18 protein-coding genes are annotated in these 20,584 nt (G+C 46.9%); 7 read left to right on the plus strand and 11 right to left on the minus strand.

From position 1 onward, the window contains the following. Positions 1-138: 138 nt before the first annotated feature. A complete protein-coding gene (hhe, locus tag AEA42_RS02460) occupies positions 139-5,850 on the minus strand; it encodes a DUF4011 domain-containing anti-phage protein Hhe (RefSeq protein WP_055646864.1) in 5,712 nt (1,903 codons plus the stop codon). A gap of 584 nt (positions 5,851-6,434) precedes the next feature. On the opposite strand from hhe, the gene AEA42_RS02465 reads away from it, so the two are divergent. Beyond that, positions 6,435-6,890 carry a GNAT family N-acetyltransferase gene (locus AEA42_RS02465; RefSeq protein WP_055646865.1) on the plus strand — a complete coding sequence of 152 codons (456 nt, stop codon included), beginning with the start codon at positions 6,435-6,437 and terminating at the stop codon, positions 6,888-6,890. A 57-nt stretch (positions 6,891-6,947) separates the two neighbouring features. Here AEA42_RS02465 and AEA42_RS02470 read toward each other — a convergent pair whose 3' ends face one another. Further along, positions 6,948-8,135 (minus strand): benzoate/H(+) symporter BenE family transporter, encoded by a 1,188-nt coding sequence (locus tag AEA42_RS02470; RefSeq protein WP_055646894.1) that lies wholly within the window; start codon positions 8,133-8,135, stop codon positions 6,948-6,950. Between the two features lie 129 nt (positions 8,136-8,264). On the opposite strand from AEA42_RS02470, the gene AEA42_RS02475 reads away from it, so the two are divergent. From AEA42_RS02475 to AEA42_RS02485, 3 genes are all read left to right on the plus strand, one after another. Further along, a complete protein-coding gene (locus tag AEA42_RS02475; RefSeq protein WP_037423247.1) occupies positions 8,265-8,840 on the plus strand; it encodes an XRE family transcriptional regulator in 576 nt (191 codons plus the stop codon). Positions 8,841-8,935: 95 nt separating this feature from the next. Then, positions 8,936-9,259, plus strand: a complete 324-nt coding sequence (locus AEA42_RS02480; RefSeq protein ID WP_055646866.1) for a rhodanese-like domain-containing protein — start codon at positions 8,936-8,938, stop codon at positions 9,257-9,259. A 36-nt stretch (positions 9,260-9,295) separates the two neighbouring features. Continuing rightward, a complete protein-coding gene (locus tag AEA42_RS02485) occupies positions 9,296-9,460 on the plus strand; it encodes a hypothetical protein (protein WP_224021461.1) in 165 nt (54 codons plus the stop codon). 61 nt (positions 9,461-9,521) lie between these two features. Here the strand turns inward: AEA42_RS02485 and azoR are convergent, their stop codons facing one another. The 8 genes from azoR to AEA42_RS02525 all read right to left on the minus strand — a co-directional run bounded on the left by azoR (position 9,522) and on the right by AEA42_RS02525 (position 15,781). Further along, positions 9,522-10,118: an FMN-dependent NADH-azoreductase gene (gene azoR, locus AEA42_RS02490; RefSeq protein ID WP_047539728.1), complete on the minus strand. Its 597-nt coding sequence runs from the start codon at positions 10,116-10,118 to the stop codon at positions 9,522-9,524. Between the two features lie 186 nt (positions 10,119-10,304). Further along, complete coding sequence (locus AEA42_RS02495) at positions 10,305-10,838, minus strand: hypothetical protein (protein WP_037423235.1); 534 nt, start codon at positions 10,836-10,838, stop codon at positions 10,305-10,307. A gap of 11 nt (positions 10,839-10,849) precedes the next feature. After that, a complete protein-coding gene (locus tag AEA42_RS02500; RefSeq protein WP_055646868.1) occupies positions 10,850-12,070 on the minus strand; it encodes a serine protease in 1,221 nt (406 codons plus the stop codon). A 160-nt stretch (positions 12,071-12,230) separates the two neighbouring features. Then, positions 12,231-12,674, minus strand: a complete 444-nt coding sequence (locus tag AEA42_RS02505) for a thioesterase domain-containing protein (protein WP_055646869.1) — start codon at positions 12,672-12,674, stop codon at positions 12,231-12,233. A gap of 39 nt (positions 12,675-12,713) precedes the next feature. Next, on the minus strand, positions 12,714-13,151 hold the full coding sequence (dtd, locus tag AEA42_RS02510; RefSeq protein ID WP_037423224.1) for a D-aminoacyl-tRNA deacylase: 438 nt from the start codon (positions 13,149-13,151) through the stop codon (positions 12,714-12,716). A 15-nt stretch (positions 13,152-13,166) separates the two neighbouring features. Further along, a complete protein-coding gene (locus tag AEA42_RS02515) occupies positions 13,167-13,769 on the minus strand; it encodes a hypothetical protein (protein ID WP_037423221.1) in 603 nt (200 codons plus the stop codon). After that, positions 13,766-14,722: an alpha/beta fold hydrolase gene (locus AEA42_RS02520; RefSeq protein ID WP_140907487.1), complete on the minus strand. Its 957-nt coding sequence runs from the start codon at positions 14,720-14,722 to the stop codon at positions 13,766-13,768. Before AEA42_RS02520 ends, AEA42_RS02515 begins: the two co-directional genes overlap by 4 nt. Before the next feature lie 45 nt (positions 14,723-14,767). Further along, positions 14,768-15,781, minus strand: coding sequence for a virulence factor BrkB family protein (locus AEA42_RS02525; protein ID WP_055646870.1), 1,014 nt, complete (start codon positions 15,779-15,781; stop codon positions 14,768-14,770). Positions 15,782-15,862: 81 nt separating this feature from the next. Between AEA42_RS02525 and AEA42_RS02530 the strand changes: the two genes are divergently transcribed. The 3 genes from AEA42_RS02530 (at position 15,863) to AEA42_RS02540 (ending at position 18,292) form a co-directional block, all read left to right on the plus strand. Next, entirely contained in the window at positions 15,863-16,084 is a 222-nt protein-coding gene (locus tag AEA42_RS02530) for a hypothetical protein (protein WP_037423215.1), read from the plus strand. A 29-nt stretch (positions 16,085-16,113) separates the two neighbouring features. Continuing rightward, a complete protein-coding gene (locus AEA42_RS02535; RefSeq protein ID WP_055646871.1) occupies positions 16,114-16,767 on the plus strand; it encodes a DUF2959 domain-containing protein in 654 nt (217 codons plus the stop codon). 310 nt (positions 16,768-17,077) lie between these two features. Continuing rightward, positions 17,078-18,292, plus strand: coding sequence for a 4Fe-4S binding protein (locus AEA42_RS02540; protein WP_055646872.1), 1,215 nt, complete (start codon positions 17,078-17,080; stop codon positions 18,290-18,292). A gap of 85 nt (positions 18,293-18,377) precedes the next feature. Here AEA42_RS02540 and katG read toward each other — a convergent pair whose 3' ends face one another. After that, positions 18,378-20,564, minus strand: coding sequence for a catalase/peroxidase HPI (gene katG, locus AEA42_RS02545; protein ID WP_055646873.1), 2,187 nt, complete (start codon positions 20,562-20,564; stop codon positions 18,378-18,380). Positions 20,565-20,584 lie beyond the last annotated feature (20 nt).

The following is a 20,584-nucleotide window of genomic DNA, read 5'->3' on the forward strand; positions in this document are numbered from 1 at the left end:
GGTCGAGGTTACGGATAGAGATAGCGGGAGCGGCCATGATGAATTACCTGCAAAAGAGAGTAATAGATCAGAATGACCGATCGCCGTCAAGTTTTTTAAATCGAAAATTAGGTGCGGAATGACGGATTCATAATTTCATTAAACAGTTATAGTACTGGGTACTGAATCTGAACCATCTATTAATGCTAGAACATGGTCAAGGTACCTTTGCGCCTCCGACGAATCAGTTGACTGTCTTAAATATTGTGGAATCCGCTCGACAAATTCAGAACGAGATAAAGGCTGATGTTCCAAAAGCGCTTCAATCATTGCAGGTCGCAGCAATCGGCAATCATCCTCTGTATGAGGACTGCCCAACTCGATAACATGCTGCGCAAAATGTCTTAGTTTTTCCTTTAAACTCAACTCTGCTGCAGGTTGATTCAAGACTACTGATGCAACTGCAGGTTGAACTACGGTTTCTTCTGTTTCATCAACATCCAAATTCGGCACAGTCACTTTTATTGCTGACTTCAGTTCATGAAGTTCTCGAATAATTGGTGCTAACACCTCTTCTGGGTTGCCAAACCAATCAGTTGACCAAATACGGTTGATCTTCCAGCCTAAACGCTCCAATACTTCCTGTCTTAATCTGTCGCGATCCCGAGCAGACTTCGCCGAATGATAAGCGGCTCCATCACATTCAATCCCCATTAAATAGCGTCCAGGACTACCAGGGTCCTTAACAGCTATATCAATAAAAAATCCTGCAACCCCCACCTGAGGCTCACATTCAAATCCTTCTTTTGTTAAAGCTTCAATTACCGCAATTTCAAAATCACTATCCGGCCCTTTCCCTGTAGAAGTCGAAATTGAATCCAACATGCCTTTTTCAGCAAATTGCAGGAAACCTTTAAGCGCGATAACACCTCGCTTACTAGTCTCACTCGTTAGCACATCTTCAGCACGCATAGAGCTAAACACATGCATCCGCTTTTTGGAGCGAGTAAACAGTACGTTTAATCGTCTCCAGCCCACATCCGAGTTTATCGGTCCAAAGCGTTGATAAACTTTACCTCCGACCTCGGCAGGGCCATATGTGAAAGAGATATAAATGACATCACGTTCATCCCCCTGCACGTTTTCTAAGTTTTTGATAAACAGAGGCTCATCATGGACACGAAGCTTACTAATTGCCGCTTCTGCTGAAGCATCTGAGCGGCAAAGCTCATCCAAAGCACGTTCAATTTGGTCCCGCTGTTTAGAACTCATCGCTACGATGCCAATTGATTCTTCAGGACGAGTTTGTGCGTGCTTTACTACTGCCCGCGCAACAACATTTGCCTCTTCGATATTGTGTTGATTCGTAAACCGTCCACCAGCCACATAGCTAAATTTGATACCGTAGTCGGGGGAATCCGCATTTGGAGAGGGGAAAATAACCAAATCGCTGTTGTAGAAATGACGGTTAGAATAAGCGATTAACTTTTCATGTTGAGAGCGATAATGCCAACGTAAACGACGCATCGGAAATAGGGGCAGTGAAGCATCTAGAATACTGTCGGTATCCCCTAATGCTGCAACTTCCTCGTCATCATCACTTTCAATTGAACGATCGAAAAAGCTCGTGGGCGGTAACTGTTTGGGGTCACCCACTACAACAATTTGCTTGCCTCTAGCAATCACACCAAGCGCATCTTCGGGTTTGACCTGCGAAGCTTCATCCATCACTACTAAGTCAAACTCTAATCTGCCAGGTGCAAGGTAATGAGCAGCAGACATTGGCCCCATCATAAAACAAGGTTTCAACGCTAACAGTGCTTCTCCTGCACGGTTAACCAATTGCCGAATTGGGATATGCTTAGTCTTCTTACCCAACTCATTTCTTATCAGAGCAAAGTCGGTATATTCACTTTTACGGCCACCGGAGTTACCTTCAGGCACTGAGCGAGATGCAATTTTGGCTGCAATACGTTCTCGTTGTAGCTTGAATAGCTTTTTATCGTAGATTTTAAATTTGGTTTGGATCGCGTTACGTTGCGTACCTGAAACTCTAGCCAAATCTGGATGTTGATTGATAATCTCCCTCGACAACTGATCATTCAACGCCAAATCCAAGGCCAAATCAGCTTGCTCGATATCCAAAGCACCATTAAATACCGCTTCCCAGATCCGCTCTAATCCAAGCTCATGCATCTGCATTCGATTACGAGTGAAATTAACCCAACCATTCAACCATCGAGGCTGCGAAATTGCGCGCTGATTACGAATGATCAATCCTTTAAGTGAATCATCAACAGGTCTAAACCACATCTCGACATCTAGCTCGGTTTCAGACTCAAACACCGACAATTTGTCAGCCTGATTGTTTCTTAGTTCCTTAAGTCTTGCTCCTTCTCCAAGCAATTCTTCATAATTTTGTGCATTCTCAAGCTGCCTTACACAAGCAGCAAAAGAAGTACTGCTCACTTGCTTTAAAAGATGCTCAGCTAAATCTAAGGTGGAGCTGATAACACCAATAGACGAACTATTATCTTTATGCACCCCAAAAGACAATGGCATAGTCTTATCTGCAAATGGTTCTAATAGGGGCCGCTTGTCAGCTAACTCTTGATGCCATTGCTGCATTTGCTTAATAGCATTAACTAATTTTCCTGCTTCACTGAGCAAAGTGTCATCACTCAAGTACCAGCTTTGCAGTTGTTCTAAAGCTTGCCTCACTTCCAGACTGAGACTATCCAGCAAAGAACCTTCACCAACCCATACAAGTTGTTGCTGCTGATTTAGATTTACAGATTTTTTGGGTAGACGCTGTAATAAACTATCGATCATAGATATTGTTTCAAGCAATACCGATGAAAGCTTTTGCTTTTCTAGCTGGTGGACACCCTTAATTAATGTTGAATCCAACCCTAAAACGCTCGTACCAATAGCGACTTTGGGACCAAAACCTACACCGTAGGTTTCTCTTACTCTGATATACCACTGACGTAAGGCGGTTAGCTGTTCATAGTCAGTCTCAATACCTCTAAAAGCATTGCCTAACGAACGAGCATGATCGCATGCATCAAATTGTTTCAGCTCGGAGCGATATTTAACTAACTCGTCAAATTGATTCTTGGCTTTAGCGAATTTAATGGCTGGATTAATGACTGACTTGAGTAATGTGCGTGCTTGTCGCCAATTGCTGTTAAACCAAGACAGTATTCCACCCTGTTGTAACACCAAAACGGCCTGACTGAGCTCTTCGGCTGTGGGTAATTGTTCCAGTAAAAAGGTTTTAGAAAGGCTTTCTTTTAAAGGCCTAAGTACGGCACATTGTTTAGATAGCGTTTTTAACGTGGTATCAACAACATCGTCATCAAATACCGAATCACGAAGAGGTATTAATTCTGTCGGTAAACCAGCAATAACCTGAAGTAACTGAGCCGTAAATTGCAAGCCATTACGACTATCATCCATTGCATTAGAAATCGCCGAAGGGAGAGCTTGCTTAAAGTCACTTAACTCATTAGTCAGCATACCAAGTGTAAGTGAGGCCTTATTTAACGACTCGTACCACTTCACTAGGTCGCGAATCGTTATCCCATTTGGAATAACGAAAGTATCTAATCCCGTTTTAGGCATATCCTGCGGTTGGATGTGTTCAATTGAATTGAGTTTGTCAGGATGAATCTTCTCGCTTAATTGCTGATAATGTTTTTGTAAGTCCTCAAAAACCGAAAGATAACTTCTTACACTCTCGATAGCACCTTCAGCTTCAAAAGAACGTAGAGCTTCAAATACCTCTCCACCAGCGAGAGGCTTTAAAGAATTAAGGTCCTGTAATACCGTATTTATCAGTTTAAGAGAGTCCATACCATCAACATCAATATTCCAATCACTAATAAATAGCTGGTACTCTTGAGCAAAAATCTCAAGTGACTGTTGCCACTGAACTAAACATTCGACAATACGATCACTATCAAATATCTGAATCTCAGTATTTCTGACACCACTCCAAGGGTGTTGGTAGATTTCAACTTCATGCCCAAGTTGCTCCCGAATTTCACGGTATATCTGCTGGAATGTCGCAACCTGATCTTGTAAACGTAACTGCTTCACTTTATTCAGAGATTGACCACTAACATCTTTGAGATGAAGTGAAGTTGCATCTATCTCAAGTTTGCTTCGATAACGGGTCGCAGCACTCAAAATTTGGTGGATACTTTTGCCCGTCTGCTCCCACTCTTTATTGATTAAAGCGGCATACTCGTTCAGTTGCTGCTTGAGCTCTTCGTAACGCAAAATTTGCGCATTGATTTCCATCTGACTCGGCATCGTTGCATTTAAAGTCACACGCGCCTGAATATCGTCCAGCACTTTACGCTTATGTGTTTTATGGCTATGCAGCTCTAAACAAAACTCACCAAGGCCAGCCCTATCGAGACGGCTTTTAACCACTTCTAGCGCCGCCATCTTTTCAGCAACAAACAGTACCTTTTGACCATTCATTAAAGCTGCTGCGATTAGGTTAGTAATCGTCTGAGACTTACCACTGCCTGGGGGACCTTCAATCACTAAATCACGGCCCTGAATAGCGTCAATTAAAGCACTGTGCTGGGAACTATCGGCATCATCAATAAGCGGCACTTTATTATGAATATCAGTGTAAGCATCAATATCATGTTCACCAGAACTATCCCCACCAGCTGGGACTGACTCCCCTTTTTGGCTAACAAAGAAACGACGAATTACGTTATGGGAAGTGATGTTTCTATCTCCCTGTGGCCATCGCTCAGGGTCTAGATCCAGATACATCATCATTTTGCCAAAGTTCAACAATCCCAAGCATCCAAAACGATGTAGGGACCAGTTAGGCTTATTCTTTTTGATAAGCTTGTTAACTGCTGAAAAGTAATCATCGGGAGTTTGATCGTCTTCGAAATCAGGCAGAGCCAACGCAAAGTCAGTTTGTAGCTTTGCCTTCAAAGAAAGGTTAGGCAGAATATCTTCGCCGGTATAAACCAGCTGATATTTATATAGGCCATCTTTGGGATCTAACTTACCGCGCTCAAGACGGACGGGAATGCTAAACAAGGGCGCAAGGCGAGCTTTATCTGAAATATCGGCTTCATACCACTCCAGGAAGCCTAGAGCGAGATACAAGATATTCGCGCCACTTTCTTCTAACGCAGTCTGGGCTTTATTATAAATGGCTCTTAGTCTGGCCTCTAATTCACCAGGGAATAGCAATACTTGGATCTTATTATCAGTATGCTTCGAATGTACTTGGGCAATTTGAACACCATTACCCGATTTGATTTGGCGTTCAAAATCCCCAAGGTCTTTGTATCCAGCTTGGTGACAAGCGGCGGTTAATAGTGCTAGATCAACTCCATATTCAGCATAATGAGAGCGGATACCCGTTAGTTTATCGTTATGCGCTAATGCATACTCAGTGATAAATTCACTGGCTTTTTCTAATAGTTGCTTATTAACTGCTGGAGATTCATCTCCCAGATCACCGCCAGGTAAAGTATAAGAAGTATTAATCCCTAGTACTTTGGCCCACTCCATTGCAGTGGGAAAAGGCTTTAACTGCACATCTTTTTTATCTTTTCCGACTTGTATATATCCATGCTCAATTAACTGTTCACGGGTCGGTTCGTCGACGGGTCCAAACTCCATAGTAAAATCAGAACATAAAGCATTGGAAAGCTGGTCGGGTAACTCGTCGACGATTCGCAGGGCAGAGGTTTTGTTCGTAATTGGGAAATTTAGAAGGCGATTTCTAGCGGATAAGTCAAGAAGCTTCTTGCGCATCATTTCAAGTGATGAACTAATAAAAAGGTCTGCTTTTATATCAGATGTGTTTTTCGCGATTACCATTGCGCCTCCTTTGCATTAAGCAAATTCCATTCAAACAATAATTTTATAGTATTTATTGTTCTCTTAGAGTCAAACATACACTATAGAATCAATAACCTAGCCGTGTTCAACCGCTTAAATAACACTAACTTGATTGTTATCAAGCGTACTATTTAAGTTATTTAATTATCAGCTCTCAATGATGCTGAATATTAACAGATTTCCATTCAAAAAAGAGAAGTGTCTTTTCAATTTGGTAGTATATACAGCTCCAAATTTATAGCTCCGTCCATTTAGCCAGATGAAAATCGAGGATTTAGGAAGCTGTAGCAAATTTTGCAATGAGCACAAGGGGCTTTCAACTCCGTTGGGGGAGTCTTGGCTGATGTGAAATCAATAGGACGAGCTGTCCTCCTTGGTCGACTCTTGATTAAAAATCAGTGGGTGAAGCCCCACGACTTTGATTCTGCGTTTAGCTTTAACTAAAAACTCTTGGCCTACCCTTTGCTTAATCACCGCAGCGTTTTACCCCTAAAAACAACCAAACGCGATAACGTTATGATGGATAAGTGACAACACAGGGAATTTTAATCTTGAGAGCAACAATGAAAATAATACTAGATGATCTAAAAGGGCCTGAAATTGCAGCACTTTTAACTGAGCACCTTGAAGATATGCGGGCAACCTCGCCACCAGAAAGTGTGCACGCATTAGACCTTGATGGCCTGCGCCAACCCAATATTCGCTTTTGGACACTGTGGGATGGCCATAATCTGGCGGGCTGCGGTGCACTAAAATGGTTAGATTCCGAGCATGCGGAGATCAAATCGATGCGCACCGCAGCGACTTACAAACAACAAGGCGTGGCATCCCAGATTCTGCAGCACTTGATCAATGACGCCAAAGCCGCAGGCGTTCAGCGCCTCAGTTTAGAAACCGGCTCGATGGCCTTTTTCCAGCCAGCTCGCAACCTGTATGCCAAATTTGGCTTCGAGCTGTGCGGCCCTTTTGCCGATTACACGCTCGACCCCAATAGCCTGTTTATGACCAAAAAGCTCTAGGCCTCTTCACACATCAATCCACTAAGGTAGCAAACCTCAGTCTAGACCTAACCACAGCTAAGCTTTTGCCTGTTTAGTTGTGGTTAAGGCGCGATGCTTGTGCCAGTAATGCATTAAAAATCCGAGTAATAATCCCCAGAATGCACTGCCGATCCCCAATATACTCACACCCGAGGCGGTGACGAGAAACGTAATCACCGCCACTTCTCGCTCGTCGTTATCCGCGAGCGCTGCGGTTAGACTGTTACCTATGGTGCCAAGCAGCGCTAATCCTGCAATCGCGAGCACTAATTCCTTCGGAAATGCAGCGAAGAGCCCCACCACAGTGGCGCCGAGTAGGCCTGTGATAAAGTAAAACACACCGCCCCACACCGCCGCCCAATAACGAGTTGCGGGGTTAGGGTCCGCCTCTTTACCCATGCAAATCGCCGCCGTAATGGCCGAGAGATTAAAAGCAAAGCCGCCAAAGGGGGCAAACAATACGCCCATCAGCCCCGTCACAGTAATTAATGGCGAGATAGGCGGGCGATAACCATGGCCGTGCAGCGCTGCTATCCCAGGCATATTTTGTGAGGCCATAGTCACCGCAAATAAGGGCAGCGCCACGCCCACTACGCTGGTGACAGAAAACGCAGGCGCTATCCATACAGGAGCGGCGAATTGCAGCTCAAGCTTATCGAGTTGCAGTAGATCCAATTGATAACTCATCCCTATTCCCGCTACGAGGGTGAGTAACATAATGTAGCGCGGCGCCCAGGGCTTAAGCACAACAAACACCAATAACATCAATAGAATTAAACTCAGTTGAGTCTGCATGGCTTGAAACAGCCCTAAACCAAACTGCAGTAAAACCCCTGCTAACATGGCCGCAGCGACCGAAGGCGGCATGATACGAATAAGCTTATCCATCCAACCCGCCAAGCCGCATAGAGTGATCAACAAAGAGCTAATCAGGAAGGCACCAACGGCTTCGTGGATACTTAATCCCGCAAGGCTGGTGACCATCAGCGCCGCCCCGGGGGTCGACCATGCCGTAAGCACCGGATTTTTATAGTAGAGAGACAGGCCAATACTGGTGAGCCCCATGCCAACACCTAAGGCCCATAGCCATGAACTCATCTGTGCCGATGTCGCACCCACGGCATCCGCCGCCTGCAGGATAATCACCGCCGAACTACTGTAGCCCACCAGCACGGCAATAAAGCCCGCCGATATTTTTGATAGTCCCAAAGCCTCGCGCCACATCATCCCTACTCCTAATCCTACCTTTGCCTCGAGCATCGCACCATTGACTGTGCGCTATAACGCACAAGATGGACAAGATAGCACCTGTGCGTTATAACGTACAAATAATTTTTTAAGTATCAGACCATAATGCAGACCATCAACAGCTATCTTGCCGCGACCCTAAAACAACTGCGCAGCCAAAAGGGTTGGAGTTTAGATAAAGCGGCACTCGAGACAGGCGTAAGCAAGGCCATGATAGGCCAGATTGAGCGCGGCGAATCTAGCCCCACTATTGCTACCTTGTGGAAAATCGCTAGCGGTTTTAATACCTCACTCTCAACTTTTCTAGAGCCGACACCCGAGAGCCAAGGCGCGGTCTTTCGTAACGCTGATGCATTACGCCAAAAGCCTGCAACCGACGGCATGTTAGTGGCGTCGCTATTTCCCTTTGAGCCACGCTTTGGTTTTGAGATGTTTGAACTCACCCTATTACCGCACTATGAGCGCCTCTCCGAGCCCCATGAGGCGGGTGTGACCGAGCATGTGATCGTGCTCAGCGGCACCATGGAAGTGTTAGTCGATGGCCAGTGGCAGCCATTACAGCAGGGCGAGGCCGTGCGCTTTGCCGCCGATAAACCCCACGGTTACCGCAACTTGAGCGATCAACCCGTGGTGTTTCATGATCTTATCCACTATCACAGGGAAGCGCCTGCCACCGAGTAACGCCGACAAGCCAAGCACCCAACAGATTGCCGCTTGCGCTCACTAATCCATTAGAATAAACTTATTGAAAATTTTCTAATCATAGAGGCAAAGCTATGTTTCAATCTTTACTGGCTAAATTATCTGGTAGTAGCAACGGTGAAAAATGTTGGCAATTGATTGAGCAGGGTGCGCGCGTTATCGATGTGCGCTCACCGGAGGAGTTTGCCTCGGGTCATTTGCCTCAGGCCATCAATGTGCCACTGCCAACGCTCGACCAATGGTTACATCAGGTTGAAAATAAACAGCATCCCTTTGTACTTTACTGCGGCGCAGGCATTCGTGCCCAAAAGGGCTGTGATATTTTAAGGGCCAATGGTTTTGAATGTGTGGTCAACGGTGGTTCGCTAAAAGATTTAGTCTGCTGCCAGCCAAGCTAAAACCTAAGCCAAGCAACCATGCGTGAGGAGGTGCAGATGACAACAAAGTGCCCGCGCCCAACGAGCGGCGAACAACCGCCGCAGCCCAAAGTGGTTCGCGAAACCTGCTACAGCGTGAGCCGTAACCGTGGCCAAGCAAGCACTAAGGTTCGCTATATCGAAACCAGCGCCATGTCCCTTGGCTGCAAACTGTGCGAATAATTGTGTTCTGCGTAAACAAAAATGCCAGCATTTACGCTGGCATTTTTTATTATCTTTACGATTAAACCGCTAACTTATCGATACTGGCTTTAGCTTCGCTGATACCTTTTTGGTTGGCTTCTGGGCCCATGTTCAGCGCTTCAGCATATACCACTTCCACATCAGTGATACCGATAAAGCCGAGGAAGGTTTTTAAGAAAGGCACAATGTGATCGGTTGGGCCATCTTTATGGGCGCCACCACGGGTGGTGATCAACACAGCACGTTTGCCTTCCACTAAGCCTTTAGGACCGTTTTCGGTATAAGTGAAAGTCACACCGGCACGGGCCACAAAATCAATCCAGTTTTTCAGCTGGGTTGGAATGTTGAAGTTGTACATCGGCGCGGTGATCACGATAGTGTCGTTCGCTTTTAACTCTTCAACTAAGGCGTTCGACAGGTCGAGCATCTCTTGCTGACGTGCGGTTAACTCAGCGCCGCCACGTAGGCCAGAGGCGATTTCGCCATCAACCATTGGCAACACATCTTTACCCGCTAAATCGCGAACTGTGATGGCCGCGCCTTGGTCTTCCCATTTACCGATCAGGTGGTCAACTAACAAGGCAGATTGTGAATAACCGCCAAGAATACTGGATTTTAACACTAGGACTTTAGACATAATCTGCTCCGAAAATTGAAATTCTTGAGAGTCTTTCAGCTTGCTCTCGACTCTATGGGCTTAGTTTATTAGCCCATAAAAAAGAAAAAAAGCGGATAAAATTTGAGATTACTTTCTAAAAAATAGAATGGTTAAATGAAGGGCTAGCAAAGCTAGCCCTTCATTTATGGAGATGCATCACTCGAACTATTGAGCAAAATAATAGTTGTATTCACTGATTAGCTGGGAAAGCTCAGGCGAGTTTTGAATATCAACCATAAACTTATCAGTCGTGGTCATCGCCCATGCCAAACTCTCTTTATCTAGGCTATACATTCCCTCATTGGAGTACATGTTGTGAGCCTTGGTAAAATTTTCACGGTAACTGACGCTGGCAATCACCTCATTGTGAACCCTAAACTCATAGGTCAGCACCAAATCATTATTGGTCACCATAGGTAACAGCCCTAGGGAGCCACCCGCTAAAATCGCCGAGGTTAGCCCAGCGGCTTCTCCCCCTGCAGTAGGTTCCATTTTATAGGTCACAATCAGTTTTAATGGATTGCCGATATTCTCTTTATCCATTTTTTCAAATAATGGGATGCCCTTGAGTTTGTTATAAAAGTCAGTTGAATCAATGGTACTAATAAAAAATACTGGTGGAAGTACCGTGGTTTGTGCTTTAACAAACGGGCTAATGAGCAACAAAGCCAGTATCAAAATACGAAGCATAAATAGCATTGGAAACATCCTTATTGATAGCAATTTAGTTGAACAACAGCACCAAGTGCCGCCGCATTTGCCGTTCGAATATCGCCCTTCATATTGGGTTCAACCGACTGATAACTAATGCGGTGCTTATCTAAAAAACGGGCAGCATATTTTGCATCAAGGGCAAAGTTAACATTCTGCGGCAATGCACCCGATTCACGTAGACTCGTCACATTTAAGGTACTGACGGTAATACCTAATAGCTCCCCACCGTCAGAGACAACTGGGCCACCACTTGAGCCGGGCTGGATCGGTGCCGAAAACTGGAATTGCCCCACCGCCCCCTTTAATGCCTCGCGTGAGCTGATATTTCCGCGCGTTAAATTGGGAGAGGCCGCCAATAATCCCTGCAAGGGATAGCCAACATTGGTAATCGCCTCGCCCAGGAAAATCTCTGTACCTTTACGCAATGGTAAGTATTGCTCCACTGGCGTACCCGTACTCACGACCGCTAAATCCAATAAGGTCGAGCTAGCCTCTACGGCCGCATCAAAGGATTTACCGCCAACATTCACCTGTGTCACCATGCAATTTTTGAGTACATGGGCCGCAGTGACAATTTGCCCCTGAGGATTAATATAAAAACCTGTTCCTGTACTGACTGGCTTTTGCATATTTGCCAGCAAATTCGCCGAGACATCCTTCATTGCATACTGTGCAGGATAGGAGCTAGCCGACGGCGTCAACGTGTTTAGCACATCGACAATCACTAATTGAGTCGCACGCAATGCGGCGTTATAAAGACCTAAACCATCCCCTAAATAACCAATATCTGCCTTAAAGGATTTTTGCCCTTCGCGAATGGGCTTATCGGAGCCATTAAATACCCGATAGCTCATGATCATTTCTGCTTTACCCGACTCAAATTTCCACTCAGGATCGATATCGATCAGCAGTCCATACTGACTCGCTTGCGTGCGGTCTAATAACTTAGCATTTGAAAAATAAGCACCAAAACCATCCTTCACGCCATCACTGAGTGATTTTCCTGGATCGACCCAAATATTCCATTTCTCTAAATAAAAACGGTTATTTAACTGCGAATGGGGCAAATAATAAGCAACACTCACATCCACAGGGAGTGTAATAGCTTTATTTAGCACCACACCCTTTGGTAATTTATTGGCATTTAACTTGGTATTGGTGCAACCACTGAGATGAAAACAAAATAGAGCAATAAGCACACAGGAGAGAAATCGCATCGGTTATCCTTAATATCAATGCAAATAGCGCCATACAGCATAAACGTGATAACCGTACGGACCATGGCGTATGCAACTTAAGTTGCATTAAGCCAAAGATTCTATTGCAAGTTAAAGGCAACATCAACGATGAAAATTTACAAAAATCAAACAGTCGCAACTATTTCTTAATGCCTGGAAGGCTAATATACAGGCCTGAAAACTCAGCGCAGAGCAGATCTTCACAGTAAAGCTTAACCACAAGTCGAACTTTGGCTTTTCGCCCCACAGATAAGCCCGCTAAACTGGCATCCTGCCATACCACGCGTGCAATAGGTTGATTGCGAATGGGCGCCAAGTAACGGATATGGGCATCGGCTAACACTATGTCGCCATCCACATTGAGGAGTTGCTGTTGCAGCCATACCATGCCCCAACCAGTGAGCGTCATAAGGGTATAAATGCTGCCCGCAAACATGGTGTGATGCAGATTGATATTCGGCGCGAGTGGCGCACTCACGCTCAATTCACCATCAGAAAATGACAGCGGCGCTATCTGCATAAACTCACTCACAGGTATAGTGCGGTGCCAGGTCTGGCGTAATTGGTTTAATAATTCGTCCATGTGCATGTCCTTACTGCCGTTGGCACACTGTCCTGTAGGTTAAACCTGTAAATGGAAGGTCACTGGGCCATCGTTGACCAGTTCAACCTTCATATCAGCAGCAAATTGCCCTGTTTCGGTGGTCACGCCCTTGGCGCGGCAAAAGGCGACAAACTCTTCATACAGGCCAAGCGCTTGTTCTGGTGTGCCCGCACCCGAAAAGCTCGGCCTTAGCCCACGCTCAGTATCAGCGGCCAAGGTAAATTGGGATACCACTAAAAGCGAGCCTCCCGCTTGAGTCAAATTGAGGTTCATTTTGCCGTTTTCGTCAGAAAACACTCGATAACTCATCACTTTAGTAGCTAGCTTTTCCATCTTCTCGCGGTTATCTTCCCGCTCAACCCCAAGTAAAACTAACAAGCCCTTATCAATTGCACCTATGGTTTGATTATCTACAACCACACTGGCGCGGCTGACTCTTTGAATTAAAGCGATCACAACTTTTCCTTTAAATTAAGACTTAACAACGGGCATCAAAGGAATTGGGCGCAGATACTGCTCAATTCCCTCCGGCAAGGACTTAGCGATTTCTGCCAAGCCGCCATCGGTCCACAGCATAAAACGGCGAAGCTCCTCGATTTCGACCTTATCAGCAAAGGTCACAGTACCTTGGATTTGGATTACCGCACCTTGCTCGCGCAATACAAATTTAGCGAAGTTTAGCTTGGCATTCAGTTCGCCAATCACCGCGGGCAGTTCAGGGCTGGCCTGCAACTGTGGATGCACCGCATAAAAACGGTTCATCAGAATACGGTCAATCCCCGCAGCATTTATACTGGGTTCGAGCATAAAATCATTATTGCCAAATTGCACCGCAACCTTATCCGCCCCGACTTTAGTGGCTAAATAGTTGGCATTAATTAAGGCCTGATACAAAGCATCAGCAGCGGCCTCATTGGTCATTCCAGCCAATTGCACCACTTTAGGCGCCACAGGTGCGCGAGCCTCGGTAGATTCGACCGCAGAAGATGAGGATTGAGATTCTGGGGTTGAGGATGAGGTGGCCGCGCAGGCCGTTAATCCTAAAATGGCGGCAATAATCATAGCTAATTTCATGCAAACTCCTGTCGCTTTATCCAAGACCACATGGCTTGAATTTCGAGTGTGACGGCAAGTGAGAGTATTTCACTATTCAGCGAATGCCCGCCATCAACAATAGTGTGGATTTGTATCCTGGGGTTATCGATTTTTGCCCCAAATGCGGCTAATAAACGTGCCGGACAGACAGCATCCTGCGTGCCTTGTAATAGCAGGGTACGCGCAGAGACTTGAGATGTCACCCGTTGTAATACACTGAACATATTGAAGTAATCATTTTGCGCATAGTGCAGCTCGATTTGAGCTAAGGCGAATAGCGGCGGCGCAAGCCGCTTAGGCAGGCCAGTTGGTACACCCGCTAGGGTTAATTCCCATTGGATCCAACGGCGGGCAAATTCGTGGCGAGTTGCTTCATCTTGGGCGTTAAATCCTAGCTGATAGTGCGTAAATAAATCCGCCAATCCAATAGAAGGCGCGGCAAATTCACGGTAAGCCTGCGGATATAACTGCGCGGCGCCCGAGGGTGCATAGAGCCATTCAATCCCTTCTTTTGATGGAATAAACAGCGCCCATAATACTTGAGCTATTACCCGCTGCGGAAATAACCCACTGTAAATTAAGGCTAAGGTGGCGCCAAATGAGCCACCCGCTAAGCACCAACGCGCTATGCCTAAGTGAATGCGAATCGCCTCAATATCGCTGATGAGTCCATTTAAATGATTGTGTTCCAACTCGCCAGCGGGCAGTGATTGCCCCGCACCACGTTGATCTAACAGTAAAATCCAATAGTGCTCGGGGTTAAATAAACTGAGCTCACTCACACTAGCGCCTGCGCCAGGACCACCATGCAAATAAAGCAGCGGGATACCCTGCGGATTACCATATTGAGCGAGATGCAACTGCTGCCCATTGCCCATCATCAGCCAATCACGGCGGATAAAAGGGGCAAAATGATGGCCATCAGTAATCATAGGCGGGCTAAGGCTCGTTAAACGTATTAATGGATGACAACTTCGCTACGGCTTATCCAATGTAGTCGATGACGGCGCGCTTTCGGAAAGTTCAGCCTTCGTCTCAAGCACTTGGCTTGATTGGGCGGATGTGGTTTCTGGCTGCGCGGCGGGTGTATCCTGCGCCGCTAAAGGTTGACCATCGAGGTTAGTTTCGTTGATATCGCTGCTGGACTCATAGTCCAAATACTCGGGCATGGCGGCGGTAATTTCGGCGCCCAGCAGCACGATCATCCAAGATAAATATACCCAAACAAATAGAATAGGAATGGTCGCCAGCGCACCATAAATGGCTTCATAACTTGGAAATTTCGTCACATACAAGGCGAAACCTTTTTTCCCCAACTCAAATAGCAGTGCCGCCACCACAGCGCCCAACAGCGCGTGCCAAAACTTCACCTTTTGATTCGGCACCACCATATAGAGCAGTAAAAACGCGGCCACCGAAAATAACAGCGGCAAACGTTCGATAAACAGCGGCATTACGCCAGATAAGGTATCGCCCTCAAAGAGCTTTAACGACACCACATAGGAAGTCGCCACTAGGCTCGCCCCCACCAGCACAGGGCCTAAGGTAATCACCATCCAATACATGGAAAAGGCCACGACCACAGAACGTTTTTCCTTAGTGCGCCAAATATTATTTAGTGACTTATCAATGGCGGAGATCAGCATAATAGCTACCACGACTAAGGCCGCGATCCCCACCGCAGTCCCCTTCGAGGCATTGCCCACAAATTCATTGATATAGACTTGTACCGTATCGCCCGCTGCGGGTAAAAAATTCTCGTAAACGAAGGCTTCAATTTGGCCGCGGATCCCCTTAAACACAGGAAACGCCGACAGCATAGACATAGTCACCGCCACCATAGGGACGAGCGATAATAGGGTGACATAGGCCAAGTGGCCCGCACGAATATTGATTTGATCTTCTACTAGGCGCTGGCGTAAATGCAGCAGGAAGTGCCAAATCCCAAGGAGTAAGGCTCGAATTTGTGCCAGATCTATCTTCTTAGTCACGGGTTTCTCTTGATTCTGTTGGTATAGACTCGTTATCTTCGTACAATAAACACTTAATTTACAAGTCTAAGGAGTGAATTGATGTCACAACAAGGATCCACTGGCAATGTTATCGCCGCAATCGCTAGTCTGTTTTTCCCAGGCCTAGGCCAACTGCTACAAGGGCGAATTTTGGCAGCATTGCTATTCTTCGTGGTCACTGTAGTCGGCTACGCCCTTTGGTGGTTAATTGTGCCCGCGGTAATTGGTGCTATCTTTCACCTCTGGAGCATTATCGATGCGGCACGTTTTAAGGCCGACTAACTTCATCTGACTCAGTGACGGAATACCCAATGAAAAGATTGATCACCTCTAGTCTGATAGCGGCAACGCTATTGCTGACGGGCTGCCAGAGTGCCTATTACGGTGCCATGGAAAAAGTGGGCTACCACAAGCGCGACATCATGGTCGACAGAGTGAAAGCCGCGAAAGAATCCCAAGAGGATGCGCAAAAAGAGTTCAGCTCAGCACTCGAGGAGATGCAAGCCCTACTCAACCACAATGGTGGCAACCTCGAAAAGGCCTACAACAAGGCTAAAGATGAATACGAGTCAGCCCAAAGTGCCGCCGATGACGTAAGTAATCGCATCAACAAGGTCGAAGATGTTGCCGAGGCGCTATTCGATGAGTGGCAAACGGAAATCGCTGAAATCAGTAAAGCTAGCCTACGCCGCAACAGCGAAACTAAGCTCAAGGAAACCCGCCGTTCCTACGAGCAGTTGATTAAAACCATGCGCCGCGCCGAATCAAAAATGCCGCCCATTCTCACCGCCATGAAAGACAATATGCTGTATTTAAAGCATAACTTAAATGCCCAAGCGATAGGCGCGATTAAAGGTGAATTTGCCAACTTACAAACGGATATCTCAGGCTTAATCAAAGAGATGAATAAATCTATCAATGAGTCTACTCGATTTATCGAGGCCCTTGAGAACTCAAAAGGGTAAGGCCATTTAGCTTGCTCAAACTGGCTGTTAATTCCGTCAAACCAATCTGAATTAACAGCTTAGCACTGATGCTCTAACCCTCTAAACACTTCGGCAAGCTGCGATGGCGGTTTGCTGTTGATTTTATCCTCCCTGCATTCCCAGTTTCGTTTGTGCAAGGCTAAGATTTTTAGCTTTGTGAGCGATGGCGCGCTTTAGTGTGATGATTCAATCAATATTGGATCTAACGCACAAATTCACTTTAGGCTCATAAACTTATCTACAAAAGATTGCTCAGATTGAATACGTGTATTCTATTTGCAGTATTAACATGACCTTTATTGAATCCCTTACCCTAATGTTGGCCCTAATGTATATCGCCTCCCTAAGCTATTGGAGCGGTAAAAAATGGGGAGCAGTGACCACCTTACTCCTGAGTGTTGGCGCAGTGGCGATTAGCCTCTACTGGCCCTTGGCGCTCGCCCTAATCATTGCCTTGCCCCTTGCACTTATTGCCCATAAGTTTGCTCCGGTGGAGTATAAGGCCGAGATAAAAATCAACGCCCTGCGTGAAGGTTGCCAACACCTGCTCGCACTCTCGTTGTTTTTAGTCGCCATCCAATACGGCATTAATGCTATCCAACTCAAACAAGGGGTCACGCCTTGGTTAATGCGCCCTGATGTTGTCGATGCCTTTTTGCCCATCGCCGGCGGGATTGAATTAAAAGCCATAGTCACGCTCAACCTGTGGGACCAAACGCACCCCGCCGCCGCAGTGATGCTCGCCGCCGTGCTACTCACTGGCCTACTCTGTAAACGCGCCTTTTGTGGCTGGGCCTGCCCCTTAGGACTCGCCGGCGAATACCTCTACGCCTTGCGCAAACGCTTTATCAAAGCAGAACTTGCGCCCCCAGCATGGCTAGACTGGCCACTACGGATGCTGAAATACTTATTACTGCTGGGACTGTTTTATGTAGTGATCGGTATGCCAAGCGAGTCAATTCCCTATTATCTGCAGGGTAACTACCACAAGATTGCCGACCTTAAGATGGCACTGTTTTTTGTCACACCAGGGCTTATTACCTTAGCCTGCTTTGCTCTTATCCTCGTCCTCGCCGCATGGCGTCGCCAAGGTTTTTGCCGCTACTTGTGTCCCTATGGTGCCATGCTCGGACTGTTAAGTTTTGCCAGCCCACTCAAAATCCGCCGCGATACTCAGCATTGCCTGATCGAAGCCAAGGGTATGAAGTGCGACAAATGCACCCGCGCCTGCCCAGCCAACATCATAGTGCATACCAAAACCACGGTTCGCAGCGACGAATGCCAAGCATGTATGCGCTGTGTGGCGGCCTGCCCTAAATCGGCGGCGCTCGGTTTTGGCCTTAAATCGGGTCACAGAGTTAGCCATAAAGGATTGTTAGTCTTGTTATTATTGGCGCTCTTCCTCCTGCCACTCGGCGCTTATTTAGCAGGATTCTGGCATAGCCAAACACCGGACGCTATCCGCATGGAACTTATCCAAGTGATTGACCGAGTAGGTCATTAACTCTCTGATTTGTTGATAAGAGATATAAAAAAGGTGCAGTCTAAACTGCACCTTTTATGGTCACAACGAGCTTAAGTACTAGTGATTAGGCAAGGTCAAACCTATCGGCATTCATCACCTTAGTCCAAGCCGCCACAAAGTCATGCACAAACTTCTCTTTGGCATCATCCTGCGCATACACCTCAGCATAGGAGCGCAGAATGGAGTTAGAACCAAACACCAGATCGACGCGGGTAGCGGTCCACTTCACCGCGCCAGTTTTACGCTCGACTATCTCATACAAATTAGTACCCGCAGGCTTCCAGTGGTAGGCCATGTCGGTAAGATTCACAAAGAAATCATTGCTTAACACACCCACTTTGTCGGTAAACACGCCGTGGCGTGTACCGCCATAGTTAGTGCCTAACACCCGCATGCCCCCAACCAGCACAGTCATCTCATGGGCGGTTAATCCCATAAGTTGAGTACGATCGAGCATCATCTCCTCGGGCTGAACTACATAATCCTTTTTCTGCCAGTTACGATACGCATCGTGCAAAGGCTCAAGTACGGCAAAGGATTCCACATCGGTCATTTCCTGCGTGGCATCACCACGGCCAGGCATGAAAGGTACTGTGATATTGACTCCCGCAGCGTGGGCGGCCTTTTCAATCGCTGCAGCGCCACCGAGGACAATCAAGTCGGCAATACTGACCTTTTTGCTTAAGCTTGCCTGCAACGCGCTCAACACCTGCAATACTTTTTGCAAACGCTCGGGTTCGTTGGCCTGCCAATCTTTTTGTGGTGCTAAACGGATCCGTGCGCCATTGGCGCCACCGCGGAAATCCGAGCCTCGGAAGGTGCGCGCGCTGTCCCACGCGGTTGCGACCAATTCGGAAACACTGAGTCCCGAGGCTAATAATTTCGCCTTCAGGTCGACAATCTCACTGGCGTCTAAACGGTAATCGACGCTTGGGATCGGGTCTTGCCAAAGCAAATCCTCATTCGGCACTTCTGGCCCTAAATAACGGCTCTTAGGCCCCAGATCGCGGTGAGTTAACTTAAACCAAGCACGGGCAAATACCTCGGAGAAATAGGCGGGATCTTGATAAAACTTCTCGGAGATCTTGCGATACTCGGGGTCCATTTTCATCGCCATATCCGCATCGGTCATGATGGGGTTAAACTTGCGATTCGGGTCGCCCACTGAGACGACTTTATCTTCCTCTTTAATATTAATAGGTTCCCACTGAGAGGCGCCCGCGGGGCTTTTTTTCAATTCCCAATCGTAATTTAACAGTAGGTGAAAATAACCGTTATCCCATTGAGTGGGATGAGTCGTCCAAGCGCCTTCGAGACCACTAGTCACGGCATTTGCACCCGTGCCTGGGCCTTTTTTGTTGAGCCAGCCCAAACCTTGGGCCTCAAGTTCTTCGCCCTCGGGTTCAGGGCCAAGATCCTGTGCCTTACCATTGCCATGGCATTTGCCCACCGTATGGCCACCGGCGGTTAAGGCCACGGTTTCTTCATCATTCATCGCCATCCGTGCAAAAGTGACACGCACATCTTGAGCGGTGCGCAGTGGATCGGGTTTACCATCAACCCCTTCAGGATTCACATAAATCAGCCCCATCATTACGGCGGCTAAGGGATTTTCAAGGTCACGCGCGCCCGAATAACGGCTGTTAGGATTATCACTTGGCGCGAGCCATTGTTTTTCAGAGCCCCAATAAATGTCCTTCTCTGGGTGCCAAATATCCTCTCGACCGCCGGCAAATCCATAGGTTTTTAAGCCCATAGACTCGTAGGCCACATTACCCGCGAGGATCATCAAATCTGCCCATGAGAGTTTGTTGCCATATTTTTTCTTAATCGGCCAGAGTAAACGGCGGGCTTTATCAAGGTTGGCGTTATCGGGCCAGCTATTGAGTGGGGCAAAGCGTTGATTACCCGTCCCCGCACCGCCACGGCCATCGGCAATGCGATAGGTTCCCGCAGAGTGCCATGCCATGCGGATCATCAAGCCGCCATAATGCCCCCAATCGGCTGGCCACCAATCTTGGCTATCGGTCATAAGGGAATGCAAGTCCTGCTTCACGGCAGCGAGGTCAAGGGTCTTAAAGGCTTCACGGTAATTAAAGTTGGGATCCATGGGATCCGTCTTCTTATCATGCTGATGCAAAATATCGAGATTAAGTGCCTTAGGCCACCAATCCATATTGTTGCTGGCAACGGCTGAATTTGCCCCATGCATCACGGGGCATTTACCTTGAGAGTGTTGAGTCTTGTCCATGGAATATTCCTTTACTTATG

Origin of the sequence: Shewanella sp. Sh95 (assembly GCF_001308045.1) — a bacterium.
Lineage (GTDB): Bacteria > Pseudomonadota > Gammaproteobacteria > Enterobacterales > Shewanellaceae > Shewanella > Shewanella xiamenensis.

What these genes read in the sequence shown, in the direction of transcription:
- hhe (WP_055646864.1), bottom strand. Translation starts at nt 5,850, where the DNA reads ATGGTAATCGCGAAAAACACATCTGATATAAAAGCAGACCTTTTTATT.
- AEA42_RS02465 (WP_055646865.1), top strand. Translation starts at nt 6,435, where the DNA reads ATGAAAATAATACTAGATGATCTAAAAGGGCCTGAAATTGCAGCACTT.
- AEA42_RS02470 (WP_055646894.1), bottom strand. Translation starts at nt 8,135, where the DNA reads ATGTGGCGCGAGGCTTTGGGACTATCAAAAATATCGGCGGGCTTTATT.
- AEA42_RS02475 (WP_037423247.1), top strand. Translation starts at nt 8,265, where the DNA reads ATGCAGACCATCAACAGCTATCTTGCCGCGACCCTAAAACAACTGCGC.
- AEA42_RS02480 (WP_055646866.1), top strand. Translation starts at nt 8,936, where the DNA reads ATGTTTCAATCTTTACTGGCTAAATTATCTGGTAGTAGCAACGGTGAA.
- AEA42_RS02485 (WP_224021461.1), top strand. Translation starts at nt 9,296, where the DNA reads ATGACAACAAAGTGCCCGCGCCCAACGAGCGGCGAACAACCGCCGCAG.
- azoR (WP_047539728.1), bottom strand. Translation starts at nt 10,118, where the DNA reads ATGTCTAAAGTCCTAGTGTTAAAATCCAGTATTCTTGGCGGTTATTCA.
- AEA42_RS02495 (WP_037423235.1), bottom strand. Translation starts at nt 10,838, where the DNA reads ATGCTATTTATGCTTCGTATTTTGATACTGGCTTTGTTGCTCATTAGC.
- AEA42_RS02500 (WP_055646868.1), bottom strand. Translation starts at nt 12,070, where the DNA reads ATGCGATTTCTCTCCTGTGTGCTTATTGCTCTATTTTGTTTTCATCTC.
- AEA42_RS02505 (WP_055646869.1), bottom strand. Translation starts at nt 12,674, where the DNA reads ATGGACGAATTATTAAACCAATTACGCCAGACCTGGCACCGCACTATA.
- AEA42_RS02515 (WP_037423221.1), bottom strand. Translation starts at nt 13,769, where the DNA reads ATGAAATTAGCTATGATTATTGCCGCCATTTTAGGATTAACGGCCTGC.
- AEA42_RS02520 (WP_140907487.1), bottom strand. Translation starts at nt 14,722, where the DNA reads ATGATTACTGATGGCCATCATTTTGCCCCTTTTATCCGCCGTGATTGG.
- AEA42_RS02530 (WP_037423215.1), top strand. Translation starts at nt 15,863, where the DNA reads ATGTCACAACAAGGATCCACTGGCAATGTTATCGCCGCAATCGCTAGT.
- AEA42_RS02535 (WP_055646871.1), top strand. Translation starts at nt 16,114, where the DNA reads ATGAAAAGATTGATCACCTCTAGTCTGATAGCGGCAACGCTATTGCTG.
- AEA42_RS02540 (WP_055646872.1), top strand. Translation starts at nt 17,078, where the DNA reads ATGACCTTTATTGAATCCCTTACCCTAATGTTGGCCCTAATGTATATC.
- katG (WP_055646873.1), bottom strand. Translation starts at nt 20,564, where the DNA reads ATGGACAAGACTCAACACTCTCAAGGTAAATGCCCCGTGATGCATGGG.